At 63.9% G+C, this 20064-nt stretch carries 20 protein-coding genes; 11 read left to right on the top strand and 9 right to left on the bottom strand.

Annotated elements, in window-relative coordinates; genetic code table 11:
• The first annotated feature begins 110 nt into the window (after positions 1 to 110).
• Positions 111 to 1787, top strand: a complete 1677-nt coding sequence (gene recN, locus ABDZ98_RS08980; RefSeq protein WP_160589614.1) for a DNA repair protein RecN — start codon at positions 111 to 113, stop codon at positions 1785 to 1787.
• The gene (locus tag ABDZ98_RS08985; RefSeq protein WP_160589613.1) at positions 1787 to 2293 is read left to right on the top strand and encodes a hypothetical protein; all 507 of its coding nucleotides are present in this window, start codon (positions 1787 to 1789) and stop codon (positions 2291 to 2293) included. Before recN ends, ABDZ98_RS08985 begins: the two co-directional genes overlap by 1 nt.
• On the opposite strand, the gene ABDZ98_RS08990 is transcribed toward ABDZ98_RS08985, so the two are convergent.
• Entirely contained in the window at positions 2290 to 2805 is a 516-nt protein-coding gene (locus ABDZ98_RS08990; protein ID WP_343806647.1) for a DUF2165 family protein, read from the bottom strand. The two genes, ABDZ98_RS08985 and ABDZ98_RS08990, sit on opposite strands and share 4 nt — an antisense overlap.
• A 37-nt stretch (positions 2806 to 2842) precedes the next feature.
• Here ABDZ98_RS08990 and ligA point away from each other — a divergent pair, with 37 nt between their 5' ends.
• Positions 2843 to 4900: an NAD-dependent DNA ligase LigA gene (gene ligA / locus ABDZ98_RS08995; RefSeq protein WP_160589611.1), complete on the top strand. Its 2058-nt coding sequence runs from the start codon at positions 2843 to 2845 to the stop codon at positions 4898 to 4900.
• Positions 4901 to 4913: 13 nt separating this feature from the next.
• On the opposite strand, the gene ABDZ98_RS09000 is transcribed toward ligA, so the two are convergent.
• From ABDZ98_RS09000 to ABDZ98_RS09010, 3 genes are all read right to left on the bottom strand, one after another.
• The gene (locus ABDZ98_RS09000) at positions 4914 to 5117 is read right to left on the bottom strand and encodes a helix-turn-helix domain-containing protein (protein ID WP_160589610.1); all 204 of its coding nucleotides are present in this window, start codon (positions 5115 to 5117) and stop codon (positions 4914 to 4916) included.
• On the bottom strand, positions 5114 to 5563 hold the full coding sequence (locus tag ABDZ98_RS09005) for a hypothetical protein (protein WP_160589609.1): 450 nt from the start codon (positions 5561 to 5563) through the stop codon (positions 5114 to 5116). Before ABDZ98_RS09005 ends, ABDZ98_RS09000 begins: the two co-directional genes overlap by 4 nt.
• A gap of 87 nt (positions 5564 to 5650) precedes the next feature.
• The gene (locus ABDZ98_RS09010) at positions 5651 to 5899 is read right to left on the bottom strand and encodes a hypothetical protein (RefSeq protein ID WP_343806651.1); all 249 of its coding nucleotides are present in this window, start codon (positions 5897 to 5899) and stop codon (positions 5651 to 5653) included.
• An 85-nt stretch (positions 5900 to 5984) separates the two neighbouring features.
• Between ABDZ98_RS09010 and ABDZ98_RS09015 the strand changes: the two genes are divergently transcribed.
• The 5 genes from ABDZ98_RS09015 (at position 5985) to ABDZ98_RS09035 (ending at position 12779) form a co-directional block, all read left to right on the top strand.
• Positions 5985 to 7367, top strand: a complete 1383-nt coding sequence (locus ABDZ98_RS09015; protein WP_160589607.1) for an MFS transporter — start codon at positions 5985 to 5987, stop codon at positions 7365 to 7367.
• The gene (locus ABDZ98_RS09020) at positions 7367 to 7750 is read left to right on the top strand and encodes a DUF2946 family protein (protein ID WP_160589606.1); all 384 of its coding nucleotides are present in this window, start codon (positions 7367 to 7369) and stop codon (positions 7748 to 7750) included. The genes ABDZ98_RS09015 and ABDZ98_RS09020 overlap by 1 nt, the downstream gene beginning before the upstream one ends.
• A gap of 82 nt (positions 7751 to 7832) precedes the next feature.
• Positions 7833 to 9959 (top strand): TonB-dependent receptor domain-containing protein, encoded by a 2127-nt coding sequence (locus ABDZ98_RS09025; RefSeq protein ID WP_160590194.1) that lies wholly within the window; start codon positions 7833 to 7835, stop codon positions 9957 to 9959.
• 106 nt (positions 9960 to 10065) lie between these two features.
• On the top strand, positions 10066 to 11778 hold the full coding sequence (locus tag ABDZ98_RS09030) for a copper resistance system multicopper oxidase (RefSeq protein ID WP_419866755.1): 1713 nt from the start codon (positions 10066 to 10068) through the stop codon (positions 11776 to 11778).
• Positions 11775 to 12779, top strand: a complete 1005-nt coding sequence (locus tag ABDZ98_RS09035) for a copper resistance protein B (RefSeq protein ID WP_160589604.1) — start codon at positions 11775 to 11777, stop codon at positions 12777 to 12779. Before ABDZ98_RS09030 ends, ABDZ98_RS09035 begins: the two co-directional genes overlap by 4 nt.
• Positions 12780 to 12791: 12 nt before the next feature.
• Here ABDZ98_RS09035 and ABDZ98_RS09040 read toward each other — a convergent pair whose 3' ends face one another.
• From ABDZ98_RS09040 to ABDZ98_RS09060, 5 genes are read right to left on the bottom strand one after another with little or no spacing between them, the layout of a single operon-like run.
• Positions 12792 to 14126 carry a glucuronyl esterase domain-containing protein gene (locus ABDZ98_RS09040; RefSeq protein ID WP_160589603.1) on the bottom strand — a complete coding sequence of 445 codons (1335 nt, stop codon included), beginning with the start codon at positions 14124 to 14126 and terminating at the stop codon, positions 12792 to 12794.
• On the bottom strand, positions 14099 to 14815 hold the full coding sequence (locus ABDZ98_RS09045) for a DUF2459 domain-containing protein (protein ID WP_237437353.1): 717 nt from the start codon (positions 14813 to 14815) through the stop codon (positions 14099 to 14101). Before ABDZ98_RS09045 ends, ABDZ98_RS09040 begins: the two co-directional genes overlap by 28 nt.
• Complete coding sequence (locus tag ABDZ98_RS09050; RefSeq protein WP_160589602.1) at positions 14788 to 15693, bottom strand: 50S ribosomal protein L11 methyltransferase; 906 nt, start codon at positions 15691 to 15693, stop codon at positions 14788 to 14790. Before ABDZ98_RS09050 ends, ABDZ98_RS09045 begins: the two co-directional genes overlap by 28 nt.
• Complete coding sequence (bla, locus tag ABDZ98_RS09055; RefSeq protein WP_160589601.1) at positions 15690 to 16604, bottom strand: subclass B3 metallo-beta-lactamase; 915 nt, start codon at positions 16602 to 16604, stop codon at positions 15690 to 15692. The genes ABDZ98_RS09050 and bla overlap by 4 nt, the downstream gene beginning before the upstream one ends.
• Positions 16594 to 17304, bottom strand: coding sequence for an SDR family NAD(P)-dependent oxidoreductase (locus ABDZ98_RS09060; protein WP_160589600.1), 711 nt, complete (start codon positions 17302 to 17304; stop codon positions 16594 to 16596). The genes bla and ABDZ98_RS09060 overlap by 11 nt, the downstream gene beginning before the upstream one ends.
• 143 nt (positions 17305 to 17447) lie before the next feature.
• Between ABDZ98_RS09060 and sdhC the strand changes: the two genes are divergently transcribed.
• From sdhC to sdhA, 3 genes are read left to right on the top strand one after another with little or no spacing between them, the layout of a single operon-like run.
• On the top strand, positions 17448 to 17828 hold the full coding sequence (gene sdhC / locus ABDZ98_RS09065; protein ID WP_237437352.1) for a succinate dehydrogenase, cytochrome b556 subunit: 381 nt from the start codon (positions 17448 to 17450) through the stop codon (positions 17826 to 17828).
• A gap of 21 nt (positions 17829 to 17849) precedes the next feature.
• Positions 17850 to 18236 (top strand): succinate dehydrogenase, hydrophobic membrane anchor protein, encoded by a 387-nt coding sequence (gene sdhD / locus ABDZ98_RS09070; protein ID WP_160589598.1) that lies wholly within the window; start codon positions 17850 to 17852, stop codon positions 18234 to 18236.
• A complete protein-coding gene (sdhA, locus tag ABDZ98_RS09075) occupies positions 18236 to 20059 on the top strand; it encodes a succinate dehydrogenase flavoprotein subunit (protein WP_160589597.1) in 1824 nt (607 codons plus the stop codon). Before sdhD ends, sdhA begins: the two co-directional genes overlap by 1 nt.
• Positions 20060 to 20064 lie beyond the last annotated feature (5 nt).

Here is a 20064-nt window from a genome sequence, read left to right on the forward strand (position 1 = left end):
CGATGCCTGATTGAGCCAGCTATTGGTTAAGATTCTCTGGAGCATCCACCGTCACGATGGCGGCGGTCATTGCGATTTGGCCATGTGCGCCTTATTGACTGCAACCAGCCATGCTGACCTCGCTTGCGATCCGAAATATCGTCCTGATCGAGGCGCTTGACCTGTCTTTCGGGCCGGGGTTGGGCGTGCTCACGGGCGAAACCGGCGCGGGCAAATCCATTCTGCTCGATGCGCTGGGTCTGGTGCTGGGTAATCGCGCCGACAATGCGCTGGTGCGCGCCGGAACGGACAAGGCCAGCGTTACCGCCACTTTCGAATTTGCCGCCCTGCCTGCACCCGTGCGCGATGCGCTTGACGAGGCGGAGGTTGAGCTGGAGCCGGGTGAGCCGCTGATCATCCGCCGCAGCCTGAAGGCCGATGGCGGGTCCAAGGCCTTCGTCAACGATCAGGGCGTGGGCATTGCCCTGCTGCGAAGCCTGGCACCTGCGCTGGTGGAACTGCACGGCCAGCATGATGACCGCGGCCTCGTCAATCCGCGCGGCCACCGCGCCTTGCTCGATCGCTACGCCGGGGATGACGTGGCGGGCGTGGCCGCCGCCCATGCCGCATGGCGCAGCGCTGATGGCCTTCTGACGCAGGCCCGCGCGGACATTGCCCAGGCGCTGGCGGACCGGGACCTGCTGCTGGCCCATCTGGCGGAACTGACCGCGATCGAACCGCAGGAGGGCGAGGAAACCACTCTCGCCAATGCCCGCGCCGATATGCAGAAGGGGGAGAAGCTGTCCGGCGATCTGGAAGAGCTGCGTTTGTTCTGGGACGGGTCGGATTCAGCGCTCGCCCAGATGCGCAGCGCCGCCCGGCGGCTGGACCGGATCGCCCCCGAACACGCGCTGCTGAAGCAGGCGCTCGACAGCCTTGACCGTGCCGTGATCGAGGCAAGCGAGGCGGAGCAGTCGTTGCAGGCCGCTGCCGAGGCGATGCAGCACGATCCCGCCGAACTGGACCGGATAGAGACGCGCCTGTTCGAACTGCGCGCGCTGGCCCGCAAGCATGGCTGCCAGGTCGATGACCTGCCCGCCACCATGATCGACCTGCGCGCCCGGCTCGATGCCATTGAGAATGGCGAGGCCGATCTCGCCAAGCTGGAAAAAGCCGCCGAAACGGCGCGGCAGAATTACATCGCACAGGCCGAAGCGCTGCACGCCACGCGGGTGTCTGCGGCCATGCAGCTGGATGAGGCGGTGGCGGGCGAGCTGGCTCCGCTCAAGCTGGATGCCGCGCGCTTCCGCACCGCCGTGACCCAGCTGGAAGAGGAGAAGTGGGGCGCGCACGGCATGGACAGCGTGGAATTCCTCATTGCCACAAACCCCGGCGCCGATTTCGCCCCTCTCAACAAGATCGCTTCGGGCGGCGAGCTGTCACGCTTCATCCTGGCGCTGAAAGTGGCGCTGGCGGAGCAGGGCGGGGCGGCCACGGTGATATTCGACGAGATTGATCGCGGCGTGGGCGGGGCGGTTGCCAGCGCCATTGGCGAGCGGCTGGCGCGGCTGGCCGGCGGCGTGGATGGCGGCGGGCAATTGCTGGCGGTCACGCACAGCCCGCAGGTCGCCGCGCGCGGCGGCACGCATTATCTGATCGCCAAATCGTCCGAAGGCACGGTAACAAAGACCTCGGTCGTCCTGCTCGATGCGCTGGGCCGCAAGGAAGAGATTGCGCGCATGCTATCGGGCGCAGAGATTACCGATGAAGCCCGCGCGCAGGCGGACAGATTGCTGGAGGGTGTGTGATGAACAGGTTGCTGACCACAGGCGCGGTGCTGCTTCTGGCATCGTGTGCCGTTCCGGAAGATCCGGTGCCAACGCCGGACAATGGCCTGCCCTCGCTCGCCGCGGACCGCTCGCAGCCCCAGCTGGCGCTGATGGATCATATTCTCGGCAATTATTTCGCCAGCGATGTGCCGCTGCGTCCCACGATCTGCGCCAGCACGCATGACGGGCGCTCCGAAGTGGCGCTGGCGCCTGAGGCGGAACTGGCGCTGATGACGCGCTATGAGGCGCTGGCTCCGTTTGCGCGCTGCGCGTCTATCGATGGCGTGTGGCAGGACAGCGAAACGGGCGGACCGGCGATGGTGTTCACCATCCACAGCTTCTCCTGCCCCGACGCTGACCATTGCAGCGGCTTTGGCGGCTATGTCGCCGGCCAGACCAATTCGATGAGCGTCCAGTACACGATGGCGTTTGCGGATGGTGGCTGGACCTTCACCCGTGATCCGCGGTTGATTGGTGAGAGCTAGTCGTCCTTTTGCGCCAGGTAGATCAGCGCCAGCATGTTGATCGCACCATAGACCCAGCTGCCGTGATCGGGACCTGCACCGGCCGGCATCTGCCACGCCTGATATCCGGCGATGGCGATGACCTGGAACAGCCCCCACCAGTTGGCGATGGCACAACCATGACCGATCTTGGCAAATCGCTTGGCGCTTTCGAAACCCGTTGAATCGGCTCCGCGCGCAGACCACAGCTTCCATGCACCCCAGACCAGCATGACACCCGCAGCCAGCTCCAGCGCGAAGACCAGCGCCATGGCCAGGACGATCAGCGGCGATGGCGGTACCGGCAGCAGCGTTACCGGATAAGCCTCCTGGTCGGAATGGCTGGTTATATAGACGAAGAATTCATAGGCCGGGCCGATATTGGCAAGGTTGTGGACCAGGTATGCCAGGGCCATCAATCCGGCGATAAGCGAAAACAGAGCCTTCAAGCTGCGGTCGATCATGCTAATTCCCCCTCCAGCGCAAATTACCATGATTTGCGCGGATCATAAAATCGCGCAGGAAAAGTGCATGGCCGACATCACAGAAGCCGAAGCTGCCAATGAGCTGATGCGGCTGGCGAAGCAGATTGCGCATCACAACAGGCTCTATCACGCCAAGGACGATCCGGAGATTTCGGATCCGGAATTCGATGCGCTGGTGCGCCGCAATGCGGAGCTGGAGGCGCAGTTCCCGCAGCTGATCCGCGAGGATTCGCCCAGCAAGGTGGTGGGCTTTGAAATCGCCGCCTCGCCGCTGTCCAAGGTGCAGCATGAAGTCCGCATGATGAGCCTCGACAACGCCTTCTCCGATGAGGAGGTGATGGACTTCGTCGCCCGCGTCCGGCGCTTCCTCGCTCTGGCCGAGGATGAGCCTGTGGTGATGACTGCGGAGGACAAGATTGACGGCCTGTCCTGTTCGCTGCGTTACGAGAAAGGCGCACTGGTTCTGGCCGCCACGCGCGGCGATGGGCAGGTGGGTGAAAACGTCACCGGCAATGTCGCGCATATCGCCGATATCCCGCAAATGCTGCGCGGCAATGTGCCCGATGTGTTTGAAGTGCGCGGCGAAGTTTACATGTCGAAACAGGACTTTACCGCACTTAATGCCAGCCAGGCAGAGGCAGGCGACAAGCTCTTTGCCAATCCGCGCAATGCTGCGGCGGGATCGCTGCGGCAGAAGGATGCCAGCGTCACGGCAAGGCGCAACCTGCGCTTCTGGGCGCATGGCTGGGGCGCGGCGAGCGAACTGCCCGGCGACACGCAGATGGCGGTGATGCAGCGCATGGCCGAATGGGGCATGCCCATCTCTCCCGATCTGGTCCTGTGCCATTCGGTGGAAGAAATGCTGCAGCAATACCGCAGCATTCATCAGCGCCGCGACGCTCTGGATTACGAGATCGACGGTGTGGTCTACAAGGTCAACCGGCTCGACTGGCAGAAGCGGCTGGGCTTTGTGGCCAAGGCCCCGCGCTGGGCGATGGCGCACAAATTCCCGGCAGAGCGCGCGGAAACCACGCTGCTGGCAATCGACATCCAGGTTGGCCGTACAGGCAAATTGACACCGGTTGGCAGGCTTGCTCCGGTGCTGGTGGGCGGCGTCACCGTCACCAATGTCACCCTGCATAACCGGGACGAGATCGCCCGGCTGGGTGTGCGGCCGGGTGACCGGGTTGTTGTGCAGCGGGCGGGCGATGTGATCCCGCAGGTGGTCGATAATCTCACCCGCGATGCCGACCGTCCGCCGTTCCACTTTCCCGATCACTGTCCCGAATGCGGCAGCGAGGCGGTGGCCGAGGAGGGCGAGGTCGATGTGCGCTGCACCGCTGGCCTGATCTGCCCGGCACAGCGCACCGAACGGCTAAAGCATTTCGTCAGCCGCGTTGCGCTCGACATTGACGGGCTGGGCGACAAGACCATCGACCAGTTCTTCGCGCTCGGCTGGCTCAAAAGCCCCGCGGATATCTTTGCCCTGCGCGATCGTGAGGCAGAGATCCTGGCGCTGGACGGGTGGCAGGAAAAGTCGGTCGAGAACCTGCTCGCCAGTATCGAGGCCAAGCGCCGCCCCGATGCCGCGCGGCTGCTGTTCGGACTGGGCATTCGCCATGTGGGGGCGGTGACCGCGCGCGACCTGATGAAGAATTTTCACGAGCTGCCCGCTCTGCGGGACGCTGCCGAAAAAGCCCGCGCGGGCGATGAGGATGCGGCCGCCGCGCTGTCCTCCATCGATGGCGTGGGTCCGGTGGTGGTGGAGGCGCTGGGGGACTTCTTCCACGAGGAGCACAATGTCGCCGTGTGGGAAGACCTGCTGAGCGAGCTGGACGTGCCGCGCTATGAAGTTGAAACTCTCGACAGCCCCGTCTCCGGCAAGACGGTGGTGTTCACCGGCAAGCTGGAAACGATGAGCCGCGACGAGGCCAAGGCGCAGGCAGAAAGGCTGGGTGCCAAGGCCGCCGGGACCGTCAGCGCCAAGACCGATCTGGTGGTGGCTGGCCCCGGTGCGGGCAGCAAGCTGAAGAAGGCTGCCGAGCTTGGGATAGAGGTGATTGACGAGGCAGGCTGGGCGGCCATCGTGGCGGCGGCGGGGTAGGGCGGCGCGCCGGTCAGGTGAAGGCGTCCTCCTTGTCGAAAACCTCCTCCACCGTCAGCCCGAAGGCATGGGCGATGCGGAACGCCAGCGGCAGGGACGGGTCGAACTTGCCGTTCTCTATCGAATTGACCGAATTGCGCGACACGCCCACCTGATCGGCCAGTTCGGCCTGGCTCCAGCCTTTTTCTGCGCGCAGCAGGCGGATGGAGTTCTTCACCGTTTGGTCCACTTCCAGATAGAGGCAAGCGCGGATTTGGCGCCCAGCTGGATGACCATTGCCGTGCACAGTCCCATCAGGAAGGTCTTGCTGGGGCGGACCATGGCGACGCCGCTGCCGTTCTCCACGGCATTGGCGAGATGCGCGACAGCGCTTTGCATCGGGGTGACGAACAGCAGTAGCATCATGACAATGCCCAGCACCGTCACCGCCCAGCGGGCGCCGAAACTGGCGCTGGCGAGTTCCAGCTCATCCAGCTGCTTTTCCTTGCGCGCTTCGCGGCTGATGTTGAGCGCGAGAGCGACTGCCACCAGAGCGATCAGCAGGACGCTGTGAACGCCCGGCGTGAATGCCCGCTGGTTGATCATCACCGCGACGAAACCGATCATCGAGGCGAGGAACGCAATATCCACCGCCGCGCCCTTTTTTGTAATCTTGCTTGCCATGTGACTGCGCCCTTCATGCGAATCAATTTGCCAAGCACACTTGTCGCAATGAAAAGCTAGCTTGTCAAATCTTATACGCTGGAGGCGCTAGTCCTTGCCCGCGCCGCTCTCACCCTGATCGTCATCGCCCAGATCCTTGCGGCGCTGGATTTCCTCAACCGAATCGGACTTTCCGGGGTCGAAAATGGTCATGAAGGCGAGGCCCATGCCCATCATGATGCCGCCCGCAGTGCCCTTGCGCCGGGACTTGCCTTGGGCCTTGCGACTGGCGCGCAACAGGCGTGGCAACAGCGCCAGCAGAGTGCCGAGAACCAGAATTGCGAGCAGCCATTCCATCCCTGTCAGGTGGGGGCCGTTTCCGGCATTCCAAGCGCGCATGCACCCGTGCTAGAGCCGTCACAGGGGAATTGCAGGGGGATTGATGGACAGCACACGGCAGCACAGCAGCGTTGAAGGTGCAGGCTTTGAAGACGCCACCTATCGCAAGATCGCGCTCAAACTGCTGCCGATCCTGTTCGCGGGCTATTTCCTTGCCATTCTGGACCGGGTGAATGTCGGCTTTGCCAAATTGCAGATGGCCAGCGATCTGGCGCTGTCCGATGCCGTATATGGCTTTGGCGCGGGCATATTCTTTATCGGTTATTTCCTGTTCGAACTGCCCAGCAACCTGATCCTGTCCAAGGTCGGCGCACGGGCGTGGATCGCGCGGATCATGGTGACATGGGGGCTGCTGTCTGTCTGTTTCATGTTCACCGGCTCTGTCGGCTGGGGCGGAATCTCCGCCTGGTTCGGCACCAGCGATGCAGAGTTCACCTTCTACCTGCTGCGCTTCACCCTTGGCATTGCCGAGGCGGGCTTCTTTCCCGGCGTGATCCTCTACCTCACCTTCTGGTTCCCCGCTGCGCGGCGTGCGCATGTGGTGGCGCTGTTCCTGATCGCGATCCCGATGGCGAGCGCGGTCGGCTCCCCCATATCCGGGCTGATCCTGCAATTTGCCGATGGCATGGGAAACCTGCGCGGGTGGCAGTGGCTGTTCCTGATAGAGGGCATTCCCGCCGTGCTGCTGGGCCTTGCGGTGCTGAAAGTCCTGCCCAACGGCCCGCGCGATGCCGCCTGGCTGGCCGATCAGGAACGCGACCTGGTGGAGAGCCAGCTTGCCGCGGATGAAGTGCGCAAGCACGCCGTGGGTATGCGCCATGACTTCTCCGCCATCTTCCTCGACTGGCGCATCTGGGCGCTGGCGCTGGCGGATTTCTCGCGCGGTATCATCAACAATGCGCTCAACTTCTGGATGCCCACGCTGGTGCAGGAGATCGGCATAGACCGCGCCAACTTCCTGAAAGTGGGGCTGGTCAGCGCCATCCCCTGGTCAATTGCCGCGGTGGCGATGGTGATCGTGGCGCGCAATTCGGACCGCACGGGAGAGCGCCGCTGGCATGCCACCGCGTCGCTGCTGGTATCAATGATCGGCCTGCTGATGCTGGCATTCGGCGGCGGATCGGTCGTCGTTTCGATCCTTGCGCTCACGCTGGTGGCATCGGGGGCGATGGCGTGGCTGGCGGTGTTCTGGACCATTCCCACCGCCTTCCTTTCCGGCGTGGCGGCGGCAGGCGGGATTGCCTGGATCAACGCGCTTTCACAACTGGGCGGCTTTGTCGGACCAGACATGCTGGGCCGCATTCGCGAGGGGAATGATGGCGACGGAACTTTGGCGTTCCTGGTCATGGCCGGCATTGCGATAATCGGCGCCGCGCTGACATTCGTGCTGGCAAAACAGGCTGAGGGCGCTAAATCGCCCACGTAATGAAGGCGCAAGGCAAAGGCTGGCGTAAGATGCCCTGGGGGCTGCTGATCGTGGCGGCGCTGATGCTGCGCGTGCTGGTTCCGCAGGGCTATATGCTGGAGCAGGATGGCTCCGGCGGTATCCAGGTCAGCCTGTGCAACGCCGATGGCACATGGGTGATCCCCATGAAGGATGGCCATCCCGGTGACGATGGGCAGGATGAAGGCCGCCAGGCCTGCGCCTTTGCCGGTCACTCATCCCCCGCCACACCGCCGGATGATGCCGTCAGCCTGCCGCTGCCGCAACTGGCGCTGGCCCCTTACGATGCCGTGCGCGAACGGGCCTTGTCGCCCACGTCGCCGCGCATTCTGCCGCCTGCAAGGGCACCCCCCACACTCGTCTGAACCTGCCCTGCTGCCATTTGCGATGCGCCCTCAACCGGGCGCTGGCAGCGTCTATTGTGCTTTTTCATGACGAGATATGACCATGACTTTTCGAAACGATTTGCTGTGCGCGGCAGCCGCTGCGCCTTTCGCCCTTTGCGCTGTTGCCCTGTCCCCCCTGCCACTGTTCGCGCAGGATAATGCGCCTGCCGATGCTGACATTCTGACCGATGTCATCGTCGTCACCGCCACCGGCAGTAATCAGGATACGGACCAGATTGAAGCGCCCCGCCAGATCGCCCTTCCGGCAGATGCGGTGGCTGTTGCCGCCCGCGCGCCCGGCGCGGCGGTGATTGGCAATGGCGCACTGTCCGGCCAGCTGTCCTACCGCGGCCTGTTCGGGGAGCGTGTGCTGGGCCGCGTGAACGGCCAGCGCTTTGCATCGGGCGGACCCAATGCGATGGACCCGCCGCTGCACTATGCGCCCTCCATCCTGGTGGACCGGATCGAGATCGCGCGCGGCGTCGCGTCGGTCTCCCAGGGCCCGAGCCTGGCGGGCGCGGTCAACGCCCAGCTGGTGCAGGTGCCGTATTCGGCTGGACCAGATGCCCGGCTTACCGGCTCTCTGGCGGCGCAATATCGCAGCGTGGACAACAGCTATGCGCTTGGCGGCACTGTCGGCATTTCCACGCAGAACTGGCGCCTTGGCGTCATCGCCAGCCGGGAGGAAGGCGATGACTATGAATTTCCGGGCGGAACCGCCGCAGACACCGCGTTCGAGCGCAATCTGTATGGCGTGAACGGCGGGTTCAAACTGGGCGAGGGTGAGGTGTTCGCCGAATATCGCCGCAGCGAAACCGACCCCAGCGGCAACCCGTCCTTCGCGATGGACATCATCTATTTCAACACCGATTTCATGCAGGCGGGATATCGCGGTGAAGTGGCCGATGATGTCAGCCTGAACCTGCGGATCGGCCATGTCGCCGTGCGTCATCTGATGGACAACCAGACCCTGCGCAGTCCCGCGCCGTCCGCGATGATGGCGCGCGCGACCTTTGCCGATGCGGACAGCACGACGGGAGAGGCAAGCCTGCGCTTTGGCAGTGACAACCGCAACGTCACCATCGGCGCGGATTTTGAGCTGGTCGACAAATTCGTCCAGATCACCAATCCGAACAATGCGGACTTCTACCTCGATGCGCAGGCGGACCTTGCCGCGGACCGCTTTGGCGGCTTTGTCCAGCTTCGCGGGGGCGTGGGGAACGCGGAGTTCGAACTGGGCACAAGGCTGGATCGCACGACGCAGGATGCGGGCATTCCCGGTGTGGGCAGCGCGGTGCCGATGGGGCCGCGCAATCTGGCTGCGGCCTTTGCCGCCACGCCCCGCGAAGCCTCTGACACGACTGTGGATGTGGTGCTGCGCGGCTGGGTGCCGGGCGAAGTCGTCACGCCGCGTTTCACACTGGCGCGCAAGCAGCGCGTGCCCAGCCTGCTGGAACGCTTCGCATGGCTGCCGACAGAGGCGAGCTATGGTCTGGCCGATGGCAATATCTACGTCGGCAATCAGGCGCTTGAGCCAGAGACAGCCTATATCGCCGAGGCCGGGGTCGATATCGACAGCGGCACCGTGTCACTGCGCCCGACGATCTTCTATCGCCGGGTCGACAATTACATTCAGGGCACGCCGTTCGATGCCACGCCGGGCGTGGTCGATAGTCCGGTCGAGATGGTCGCCGCCATGAACGGCGATGCCACGCCGCTGATGTTCCGCAATGTCGATGCGGAACTGTACGGGATGGACCTCGATTTCCGCGCTGACCTGACCGCCAGCTTTGCGCTGGAAGGCACGGCCAGCTGGGTGCGGGGCAAGCGCCGGGACATCGCGGACAATCTCTACCGCGTACCGCCGTCCAACCTGCGTCTGGCCGCGATCTGGCAGCAGGACAGGTGGTCCGCCGGTGCAGAGATGGTGGCGGCTGCGGCCCAGCACGATGTCTCGGCCACCAACAGCGAAGCGCCGAGCAGCGGCTATGCGGTCTTCAACCTGTTTGGCGGGATGCAGGTCACGCCTGACATTGCCATCAATGCCGGGATCGAGAACCTGTTCGACAAGCTCTATCGCCCGCATCTTTCGGGCCTGAACCGCGTCGGTGCATCGGATGTACTGGTTGGTGAGAAGCTGCCGGGGGCAGGGCGCGGCGTGTGGGTCAGGGCCAATCTGAGCTTCTGATCCTGCCGCAGCTGGCCGGGCGCAGTTTCAGCATTTGAACCTGCGCCCGGCATGGGCTGTTTGCGGTATTGGAAAGGCCGCGCACAAGGCCTAGGTGCAGGGGACCATGAGCATGGCTCCCCTTATTTCCCGCCGCGTTTCGCGCCGCACATTGATCCGCTCCACCGCGTCGCTTGCCGCGCTGGCGGGCATTCCGATGGCGGGCTGGGCACAAGGCATGGGCGCGGCTCGCAAGGGGTCGGGCGAATTGTCGGGGGAGGACATAAGCCTCTCCATCGGTGACAGTCATTTTGCCACCGGCGGGCGGCAGGGCCATGCGATTGCGGTCAACGGATCGATCCCCGGCCCGCTGATCCGCCTGCGCGAAGGGCAGGACGTGCGCCTGCATGTGACCAATAATCTGGCCGAGGACAGCTCCATCCACTGGCACGGCCTGCTGCTGCCGTTTCAGTATGATGGCGTGCCGGGCGTCAGCTTTCCCGGCATCGCTCCGGGGCAGACGTTCACCTATCAGTTCCCCATCCGCCAGTCGGGCACATACTGGTGGCACTCGCATTCCGGATTGCAGGAACAGAGCGGCCACTACGGCCCGATCGTGATTGAGCCGGCGCATTATCACGGCCCCGCCCATGACCGCGAATATGTGCTGCTGCTGAGCGAATTCACGCCGATGCATCCGCATGACATCATGCGCAAGCTGAAGGTGGGTGAACATTACTTCAACCGCCAGATGCTGACGGCGACCAGCGGTGAAATGTCGGGGGCAGACCGCCGGATGTGGGGCCGGATGCGGATGAACCCGCGCGATATTCTGGACGTTTCAGGCAGCGAATACAGCTATCTCATCAACGGTCACGGCCCGGCGGACGATTTGGAACTGACGTTCCGCCGCGGTGAGCGGGTGCGCCTGCGGGTGATCAACGGCAGCGCCATGACCTTCTTCAACGTCCGCATTCCCGGCGCAGAAATGCTGGTGGTGGCCGCTGACGGGCAGGATGTCGATCCGGTGGCGGTGGAGGAATTCCAGATCGGCGCGGCAGAAACCTATGACGTGATCGTCCAGCCCGCAGATGGCGCGCATGTGCTGGTGGCAGAGGCGATGGACCGCTCCGGTATGGGCGTGGCCACGCTGACCAGCCAGCCGGGCGCGCGGGCGCCAGTGCCGGATTTGCGAGAACCAGTGACGCTGACGATGGCCGACATGGGTATGGGCGCGATGGCGGGTGGTTCGATGGCGGGCATGGATCACGGCGAGGGATCGATGGATCATTCGATGCGCGATCTCTCGCTATTGCCAGACAGTGTCGCCACCGGGCCGGGGGTGGACATGGTCGCTCCCATGTCGGCGGACCGGATGGATTATCCCGGCCTTGGGCTGGACGCCGTATCGCACCGCGTGCTGCGTTATACCGATCTGCGCGCCGCCAGCGCCAACCCGATGCGCGCGCCGGAACGGACGCTGCAGATCCACCTTACCGGCAATATGGAACGCTATATGTGGTCGTTCGACGGACAGCAGTTCACCGCTGTCACCGACGATCCGATCCGCTTCGGCTTTGACGAGCGGGTGCGCGTGACGCTGGTGAATGACACGATGATGGCACATCCGATCCACCTGCACGGCCATTTCTTCGAACTGGTCAATGGCGCGGATGCCACTCACCAGCCCAGAAAACACACGCTGATCGTGCAGCCCGGCAGCAAGGCGACGTTCGACCTGACCGCGAACGAGCCGGGCGACTGGGCCTTCCACTGCCACCTGCTGTATCACATGCACGCAGGGATGATGCAGGTGGTGACGGTGAGGCCGCTGGCATGAGATATCTTCTCGCCCTTCCGCTGCTGGCGCTGGCTGCTCCGCTGGCGGCGCAGGACCACGATCATTCGGCCACGAGCCAGACTGCGCCCGATCAGGCCGAACCGGCACCTGCCCCCAGCGACCATTCCGAGATGGACCACTCGGCCATGGACCATTCCACGATGGACCATTCCACGATGGATCATTCCACGATGGATCATTCCACGATGGACCATTCCACGATGGACCATTCGGCGATGGGCCATGACATGCCGCCAGCCAGCAATAGCGCGCCTCCCGCGCGCGCGCTGGAAGGGCCGCTGCACGCCGCCGATGCCATCTGGGGCGAGGCGGCAATGCGGCCGGCGCGCGAACAAATGGCCATCGAGAACGGCACCTTCCGCACCGCATCGCTGCTGGTCGAACGATTCGAGGCGCGGCTGGGATCTGGCGATGCCTATCTGTGGGACATGCAGGGCTTTATCGGCGGTGATCTGGACCGGCTGGTGATCAAGACCGAAGGCGAGGGCGAGTTTGGCGGCGCGCTGGACGATGCCGAAGTGCAGGCGCTGTGGAGCCATGCCATCACGCCGTTCTTCGATCTGCAAATGGGCGCGCGGTTGGATGTGGAGCCGGACACGCGCAGCCATGCGGTGCTGGGAGTGCAGGGCCTTGCGCCATATATGATCCACCTCGATGCAGCGGCATTCCTGTCAGATCGCGGCGATGTGACCGCGCGGATAGAGGCGGAATATGACCAGAAGATCACCCAGCGAGTGATCCTGCAACCACGCGTGGAAGTGGAACTGGCCGCGCAGGATATTGCCGAGCGCGATATTGGCGCTGGGTTCACCTCGTTCGCGGCGGGCCTGCGCCTGCGCTATGAAATCGTCCGTGAATTTGCGCCTTATGTGGGCGTGGAATGGTCCCGCAAGCTGGGCCGGACAGCCGATATCGCGCGGCTCGGCGGCGATGATCCGTCCGCCACCGCCGTGCTGGTGGGGATCAGGACCTGGTTCTGAGCCCTTGAGGGTCTAATCCTCGAAGAAGCGCTCCGCATGTTCGTAAAACTCGTCATAGGCGGGCCACGGCACATGGCCTTCGCCGTGCTGATACCAGCCTAGCGGATAGGGCATCTGTTCGCGGCTCTCGGGCACCGGCATGCCGAACGGCGGCAGCGATGCGCCGAAAACCTCCCACGCGGGCTGGGCCAGCATGAAGGCGGTCCACATGCCCGCGGGATCGACCCAGCTGTCGCCCTTTTCCGCAAGGCCACTGGTGATGAACAGCGGGCGCGGTGCGCGCAGGGCGATCAGCATATGCGCATCCACCGGCAGGTCATCCACGCTGAGCGGATCGCGGGCGAAGTTCATGATGTTGGGCGTGAACCAGTGAAATTCCCCGCTCGCGGCCAGGTTCTCCCACCGCTCGCCAAAATCGCGCCGCATCAGCTTGGCCCCTCCCGCGCCGGAACTGGAGACATGGGCATCGGCGAATTCGAGGTCGTATGCGGCGGCCACCAGCACGCCCTTGCCAAAGCGCGAATGACCGGTGAGCGAGATGCGGGAAGGGCTGATGCGCGGATCGCGGCTTAGCTCTTCGCGCAATTGGCTGGCGCCCCAGCCCCATGCGCGCAACGCGCCCCAGTCATATTGCTGACGCGGCCAGCGGGCCAGGCCGATGATCCCTTGCTCCATCTGCGCGCCATTGTCTGCCTGCAACATTTGCGGGCGATATTCGACATAGACCCAGCCATTATCCAACGCCTGGCGGATCGCATCGGGCGCGGGCGTGCCGCCGAAATTGGGAGTTACGCCGCCGGGCCAGACATAGGTGTAATTGATGATCGCCGGGCGCGGTCTGTTGTGCTTGGCCAGATAGATACGCGCGGAAATCACCGGACCTGAGCGGCCATCGCTCGTAACGATCCTGCCGGTCCAATCCTCAACGAAATTGTCGTTCAACAAATGGACCAGGCTAGCCGTAACCACCGGAACCTTATCCCACTCGATGCGGAAATCATCGACCACGGCGGGGATACGGCCAACCCAGTTGTCCTCCACCATGCGCGCCAGTTCGGCGCGGCGCGCGGGCCATCCGGCGGGCGTCTGCTGGCGGGCATTTTCAAACAGCGGCGGCAGCACATAATTGCCCACCAGCATCTCATTGCTGTTGGCGGCATTGGCAGCGTCAGGATTATTGCCATCGGCCCCGGCGCGCAGATCGCCAAAGCCGAATTGTGCCCGTTCCGCGCGGTGCACATCCTCCGCTGTGACCTGAGGCGTCACCTGCGCCAATACGGGCAGGGCGGTAAGCGCGGCCAGCATGGCGAGAGCGAACTTCAGCCCGGTTGCGGTTTTTCGATCCATTTCATCACTCCCCCGGCGAACGGTGTCCACCACCCCATTTCCACGCCGCCTTCCGCCAGCATGTCTCCCACCCAGCTATTGCACGAATTGGCCAGGGTGTAATGGCCCCGCGCATCGTAATAGGCATCGCGCGGATTGGTGCCGCGCAGGATCTGCCGCGATCCGTCCGGGCCGGGCGGCGCCAGGCTTTGCTCTATCCGTGTGGCCATGCGGGCATAGGCTGCGCGGCTGATGGTGACGGGGCGATAGTTCTCATCGGGGGCGGGGCGCACATAATGGCTCACCCGCATGATCGAATCGCCGCCGAAAAGCGCGATGCGCACGGCGGTGGCGGCTGTCAGGTCATCCCATGTGGGCACGTTGAGGAAAATCTCGCGCTCGCCCCAGCCAACCGCGATGTGGGTGGGCAGCTGGCCATTCACCAATGTGGAGGCGCTGGGGAATATTGTGCGCCAGTCCACCTCGGGGGTGACGATCGGCATGACGATGCCGGTGTGCGTGCCGTTGGTCTCGACCATGATCTCGACCCCGTCGGCAGGTTCAACCGCTCCGGCGTTGCGCGGGATGGAACTGCCGATCCAGCCCAGCACCGGAAACAGCGCCACGGCGAGCACCACGCCCAGCAATATAGCCCGCAGCAACCGGCCGATATCGCCAAGGTTCAGCCGGCGAAGCGTTTTCTCAGCCATAATATCGACCAGTCGCCATTGATGATGCGCGCCTGCAGGCGGAAGCCCGCGTGCATATAGGCGGCGCGCACGCGGCTTTCCTGCGTGGCCAGCAGACCGGCCAGAACGATATTCCCGCGCGGTGCCACGGCGGCGGCGAATTCTGGCGCCATCTCGATCAGCGGAGCGGCCAGGATATTGGCGATCAGCAGGTCAAACGGCGCGCGCTGGACCAGGAAATCATCCTTCATTCCGTCCGCAATTACCATCGCCAGCTGCCCCGGCGCGGTGCCGAGCGGAATGGCGTTCATCTCCGCATTGTCGAGCACGGCGGGCAGGCACAGCGGATCATTGTCGCTGGCCGTGGCATGGGCGGTGGGCCACAGATGCATCGCCCCAAAGGCCAGCAGGCCGGTGCCTGTGCCAATGTCGGCAATATGGCGCGCATGCACGCCGCGCCGCTTCATCGCATCGAGCATGGTGAGGCAGCCCGCAGTCGTCTCATGATGGCCGGTGCCGAAGGCCTGCGCGGCGGGAATGCAGAAATCGACCACCCCGGGCTCGTCCAGCGCGGCATGATCGGGCGTGCGGACATGGAAGCGCCCCGCACGGATCGGATCGATGCCCTTCTGGCTTTCGGTCACCCAGTCCGTTTCGGGCAGTTCTTCCAGGGTGAGGCGCGGTGCCTCACCCGCGAACAGGGCCTTCACCGCATTGCGCTGTGCCTGGCCGGGCTTGGCTTCCAGATAGACGTCGAGCCGCCAGTCCTCGGGCTGGTCCAGGGCGACTTCGAAGGCGGTAATGACGATCCCCTCGTCGCGGTCGGCATCCTCCTCATGGCGGGCGAGCGCGGCCTCGATCATCTCGCGCGGGCCAAAGGCAGTCAGTTTCCAGCTCATTGTTCTGTTTCCTGCGCCAGTCGCGCATCAAGGCGGGTGGTGATGGAGGCGGCGTATTCGGCGCAGGTCGGGCTGGCAGTCAGATCACCCGCCAGCAATTTGTCACGCATGCCACTGGCGGAGGGATGCGGGGTTAGCAAGATATCGCAGTCGCGCCCGGACATCGCCGCCAGCCGCGCAAGCCCATCGCGGTACTCCTGCACGTATTCCGGATGGTCGGAGAAGCGATAATCATCGTTGCTGACGGGGGAGAGGCTGTCGGCATAGACGATCTGGCGCGTCTCAGCTCCGCCGCGCGCAGTCAATTGCCAGCTGAGCGCGCCATGCGTGTGGCCCGGCGTGGCGATGGCGGTCAGGCTGAGCGGGCCGAGCGTGACCACGTCTCCGCCACCAACGATGCGGTCCACCCGCGCCCGCGCAGGCCCTTCGATCTCGCCATATTGCGGATCGTTCAGCGCCACTTCGCCGCTACGAAACACCTCGGCGGCGGGCGCGGAAGTGATCAGCTGCGCACCGGTGAGCGCCTGCAGGCGGGCAATCCCGCCGACATGATCGAAATGTTCGTGACTGGTGAGGATATATTTCACGTCCTCCAGCGCAAATCCCAGCGCCTGGATATTGCCCGCCACAACCCGCGCACCGGCATCCGTGCCGCTGTCGATGAGGATGTGTCCGGCATCGGAGGTGACGAGGATGGCGCCGATCCCGCAGGTGCCCACGTAATAGGAATTGCCGTGGATGCGGAATGGCGGGCCCGGCTTGTCCCAATCGTCCCAGTCCTCGCATTGCTGGGTCCACCGCGCCTGGTCGGCCGCGACTTGCGGCTGTGGGGCAGGCCCGGGCGCGGGCGCGCAGGCAATCAGAAATACCGGCAGCGATACTGGCAGGAGCAGGGAGGCTCTAGCGAACATAGCTTGCTCCATTGGCATCGATCACCGCGCCGGTCATGCTGGCAGGTGCATCCAGCGCACAGAAGGTGGCGATGCTGGCGATTTCATCGGGCGTAGCCACGCGGCCCAGCGGAATATCCGCCAGCAGGCCCGCTCCGCCGCGGCTGGCCAGATAATCGCCCGCCATCGCCGTATCGGTAAAGCCGGGCGCGATGGCGAAGCTGAGAATACCCTGGCTGGCATAGGCGCGGGCGATGGTCTTGTGCAGCGCCAGCATCCCGCCCTTGGCCGCGGCATAATGCCAGTGATCGGGCGAATCGCCCCGGTGTCCCGCGCGGCTGGCAATATGCACGATGCGTCCCTTGCGCCCGCTGGCGCGCCAGTATCGCAGCGCAAAACGGGATAATTGCGCGGCGGCGGTCAGATTGATGCGCAGCGTGTCTTCCCACAGGTCCAGCCATTCAAAGTCCGATCCTTCCACCGGATTGGGCGCAAACAGGCCGGCATTGTTGACCAGCACATCCACCTTGCCGCCCAGTTTTTCCAGCGCTTCCTGCCACAGCATCTGCGGGGCGATGGGCTGGGCGAAATCTGCGGCCACCGTCTGATCATCATGCGCGGTGGTGGCATGGCCGATCACCGTCGCGCCGCGTAGGCGCAGCTGCGCCGCAATTGCCGCGCCAATGCCGCGGCTGGTGCCTGTCACAAGAATATTCTTCATTGCCGCTGGTCTTAGCCTTGGCTTGCCGGTGCGAAAAGGGCAGGAAGGGGAATATGACCAGCCTCGAATACGGACGATGGTCCGCTTGAACGGCGATCAACATTCGTTAAGTGGGGCAAGCAAACAGGGTTATGGGACAGAACATGAGCAATCGCCCTTTATCGCCGCATCTGCAGATCTGGAAATGGGGCCCGCATATGCTGGTATCCATCCTCCACCGGGTTGCCGGGGATGGCATGGCGCTGGTCGGGCTGCCGATCCTGCTGTGGTGGCTGAGCGCACTGGCCAGCGGGCCGGAAGCTTATGCGACTTTCACCGATCACGCGATGAGCTGGTACGGCATCATCGTGCTGGTGGGCATTTCATGGGCATTCTTCAGTCACATGTGCTCGGGCATTCGCCATTTCGTGCTCGATATGGGCGCAGGCTATGAACTCGACATCAATCGCATTTTCTCGATCGTTTCGATCGGCACCGCCATCGTCCTCACCGTTGCCTTCTGGGCCGGTGTGATGTGGCTGTAAGCGTCAACAGGGGCAATCGTAATGGGTGAAGGAACCTCCATTGGCCGGGTACGCGGCCTGGGCTCGGCAAAGCACGGCGCGCATCACTGGCTGCTGCAACGCTTTACCGCTGCCGGTAATTTGCTGCTGGGCCTGTATCTGGCGTTCGCCTTCGTGCTGCTGCCGGACCTGTCCTACGCCACGGTAACAGACTGGATTTCCGGCCCGGTGCAGGCCACGCTGGTGGCCTTGTTCGTGATCAGCACCTTCTGGCATGCCCGTCTGGGATTGCAGGTGCTGATAGAGGATTACCTGCATGAAGCAGGCACCAAGTTCGCCGCGGTTCTCGCGCTCAACCTGTTCGCTTTTGCCGGCGCGGCATTTGGCCTGTTCGCCATTGTCCGCCTTGCCCTTGGAGCTGCTGCCTGATGGCTACCGATAACACCACACAGCCCGCCTACAAGATCATCGACCATATCTATGATGTGGTGGTGGTGGGTGCTGGCGGGTCCGGCCTGCGCGCCACCATGGGCGCCGCCGAAGCCGGGCTGAAAACCGCCAATATCTCCAAGGTCTTCCCCACCCGCAGCCACACGGTTGCAGCGCAGGGCGGCATTGCCGCTTCGCTGGGCAACAACACGCCCGATCACTGGCAATGGCACATGTATGACACCGTGAAGGGGTCAGACTGGCTGGGAGACCAGGACGCGATCGAATATATGGTGCGTGAAGCGCCCGAAGCCGTTTACGAGCTGGAGCACGCGGGCGTTCCCTTCAGCCGCAATGAAAACGGCACGATCTACCAGCGCCCGTTTGGCGGCCACATGCAGAACATGGGTGAGGGTCCTCCCGTGCAGCGCACCTGCGCCGCGGCAGACCGCACCGGCCATGCCATGCTGCATGCGCTCTATCAGCAGAGCCTGAAGTACCAGTCCGACTTCTTCATCGAATATTTCGCCATCGACCTGATCATGAAGGATGGCGCGTGCGTGGGCGTGATCGCCATGTGCATGGATGACGGAACGATCCACCGCTTCCGCTCGCAAAGCGTGGTGCTGGCGACGGGCGGCTATGGCCGCTGCTATTACACCGCCACGTCTGCCCATACCTGCACCGGCGACGGCGGCGGCATGGTACTGCGCGCCGGTCTGCCCCTGCAGGACATGGAATTCGTACAGTTCCACCCCACCGGCATTTACGGCGCAGGCGTGCTGATTACCGAGGGCGCACGCGGCGAGGGCGGCTATCTGACCAATTCCGAAGGCGAGCGTTTCATGGAGCGCTATGCCCCGTCGGCCAAGGACCTGGCATCGCGCGATGTGGTGTCCCGCTCCATGGCGCTGGAAATGCGCGAAGGACGCGGCGTCGGGCCAGAAAAGGACCACATCTACCTCCACCTCGATCATATCGATCCGGCGGTGCTGGCAGAGCGTCTTCCCGGCATCACCGAAAGCGGCAAGATCTTCGCCGGCGTGGACCTGACGCGCCAGCCACTGCCGGTGACCCCCACTGTGCATTACAACATGGGCGGCATCCCCTGTAATTATCACGGCGAAGTCGTCACCATTGGCGCAGACGGCAATCCCGATACGGTGGTGCCAGGCCTGTTCGCCGTGGGCGAGGCGGCCTGCGTTTCGGTGCATGGCGCCAATCGCCTCGGCTCCAACTCGCTGATCGATCTGGTGGTGTTTGGCCGCGCAACCGGCCACCGCCTGCGCGATATCCTCAAGCCGGGTGCGGCTCAGGAGGAACTGCCCAAGGACAGCGCCGATTTCGCGCTCGGCCGGCTCGATCATTTCCGCACTGCCAAGGGTGGCTCGCCCACGGCGGAAGTCCGCGCGGAAATGCAGAAGACCATGCAGAAGCACGCCGCCGTGTTCCGTGACAGCGCGCTGATGGCCGAAGGTGTCAAGCAGCTGGCGGAAACCAACAAGCGCATGCAGGACATCCACGTCACCGACCGCTCACTGATCTGGAACAGCGATCTGATCGAGACGATGGAGCTGGACAATCTGATGGCGCAGGCCGTGGTCACCATGTCCTCTGCCGAAAACCGCAAGGAAAGCCGCGGCGCCCACGCGCATGAGGATTTCCCCGATCGCAACGATGCGGAATGGATGAAGCACACCGCCGCATGGTTCACCGGCTGGGGCGGCACCGGCGGCGATGTGAAGATCGATTACCGCCCGGTCCACGAATACACGCTCACCGACGATGCAGAGTACATCAAGCCGAAGAAGCGGGTTTATTGATGGCG

The sequence above is a fragment of the Alteraurantiacibacter aestuarii genome, assembly GCF_039523595.1.
Classification (GTDB): Bacteria; Pseudomonadota; Alphaproteobacteria; order Sphingomonadales; family Sphingomonadaceae; genus Alteraurantiacibacter; species Alteraurantiacibacter aestuarii.

Excerpts from the sequence above, each read along its gene's own strand:
- ABDZ98_RS09015 (WP_160589607.1), top strand. The coding sequence starts at position 5,985 with ATGGACAGCACACGGCAGCACAGCAGCGTTGAAGGTGCAGGCTTTGAA.
- ABDZ98_RS09040 (WP_160589603.1), bottom strand. The coding sequence starts at position 14,126 with ATGGATCGAAAAACCGCAACCGGGCTGAAGTTCGCTCTCGCCATGCTG.
- ABDZ98_RS09060 (WP_160589600.1), bottom strand. The coding sequence starts at position 17,304 with ATGAAGAATATTCTTGTGACAGGCACCAGCCGCGGCATTGGCGCGGCA.
- ABDZ98_RS08985 (WP_160589613.1), top strand. The coding sequence starts at position 1,787 with ATGAACAGGTTGCTGACCACAGGCGCGGTGCTGCTTCTGGCATCGTGT.
- ABDZ98_RS09050 (WP_160589602.1), bottom strand. The coding sequence starts at position 15,693 with ATGAGCTGGAAACTGACTGCCTTTGGCCCGCGCGAGATGATCGAGGCC.
- ABDZ98_RS09035 (WP_160589604.1), top strand. The coding sequence starts at position 11,775 with ATGAGATATCTTCTCGCCCTTCCGCTGCTGGCGCTGGCTGCTCCGCTG.
- ABDZ98_RS08990 (WP_343806647.1), bottom strand. The coding sequence starts at position 2,805 with ATGGTAATTTGCGCTGGAGGGGGAATTAGCATGATCGACCGCAGCTTG.
- sdhC (WP_237437352.1), top strand. The coding sequence starts at position 17,448 with ATGAGCAATCGCCCTTTATCGCCGCATCTGCAGATCTGGAAATGGGGC.
- ABDZ98_RS09030 (WP_419866755.1), top strand. The coding sequence starts at position 10,066 with ATGAGCATGGCTCCCCTTATTTCCCGCCGCGTTTCGCGCCGCACATTG.
- ABDZ98_RS09005 (WP_160589609.1), bottom strand. The coding sequence starts at position 5,563 with ATGGCAAGCAAGATTACAAAAAAGGGCGCGGCGGTGGATATTGCGTTC.
- ABDZ98_RS09045 (WP_237437353.1), bottom strand. The coding sequence starts at position 14,815 with ATGGCTGAGAAAACGCTTCGCCGGCTGAACCTTGGCGATATCGGCCGG.
- ABDZ98_RS09025 (WP_160590194.1), top strand. The coding sequence starts at position 7,833 with ATGACTTTTCGAAACGATTTGCTGTGCGCGGCAGCCGCTGCGCCTTTC.
- ABDZ98_RS09010 (WP_343806651.1), bottom strand. The coding sequence starts at position 5,899 with ATGGAATGGCTGCTCGCAATTCTGGTTCTCGGCACTCTGCTGGCGCTG.
- ligA (WP_160589611.1), top strand. The coding sequence starts at position 2,843 with ATGGCCGACATCACAGAAGCCGAAGCTGCCAATGAGCTGATGCGGCTG.
- ABDZ98_RS09020 (WP_160589606.1), top strand. The coding sequence starts at position 7,367 with ATGAAGGCGCAAGGCAAAGGCTGGCGTAAGATGCCCTGGGGGCTGCTG.
- recN (WP_160589614.1), top strand. The coding sequence starts at position 111 with ATGCTGACCTCGCTTGCGATCCGAAATATCGTCCTGATCGAGGCGCTT.
- sdhD (WP_160589598.1), top strand. The coding sequence starts at position 17,850 with ATGGGTGAAGGAACCTCCATTGGCCGGGTACGCGGCCTGGGCTCGGCA.
- bla (WP_160589601.1), bottom strand. The coding sequence starts at position 16,604 with ATGTTCGCTAGAGCCTCCCTGCTCCTGCCAGTATCGCTGCCGGTATTT.
- sdhA (WP_160589597.1), top strand. The coding sequence starts at position 18,236 with ATGGCTACCGATAACACCACACAGCCCGCCTACAAGATCATCGACCAT.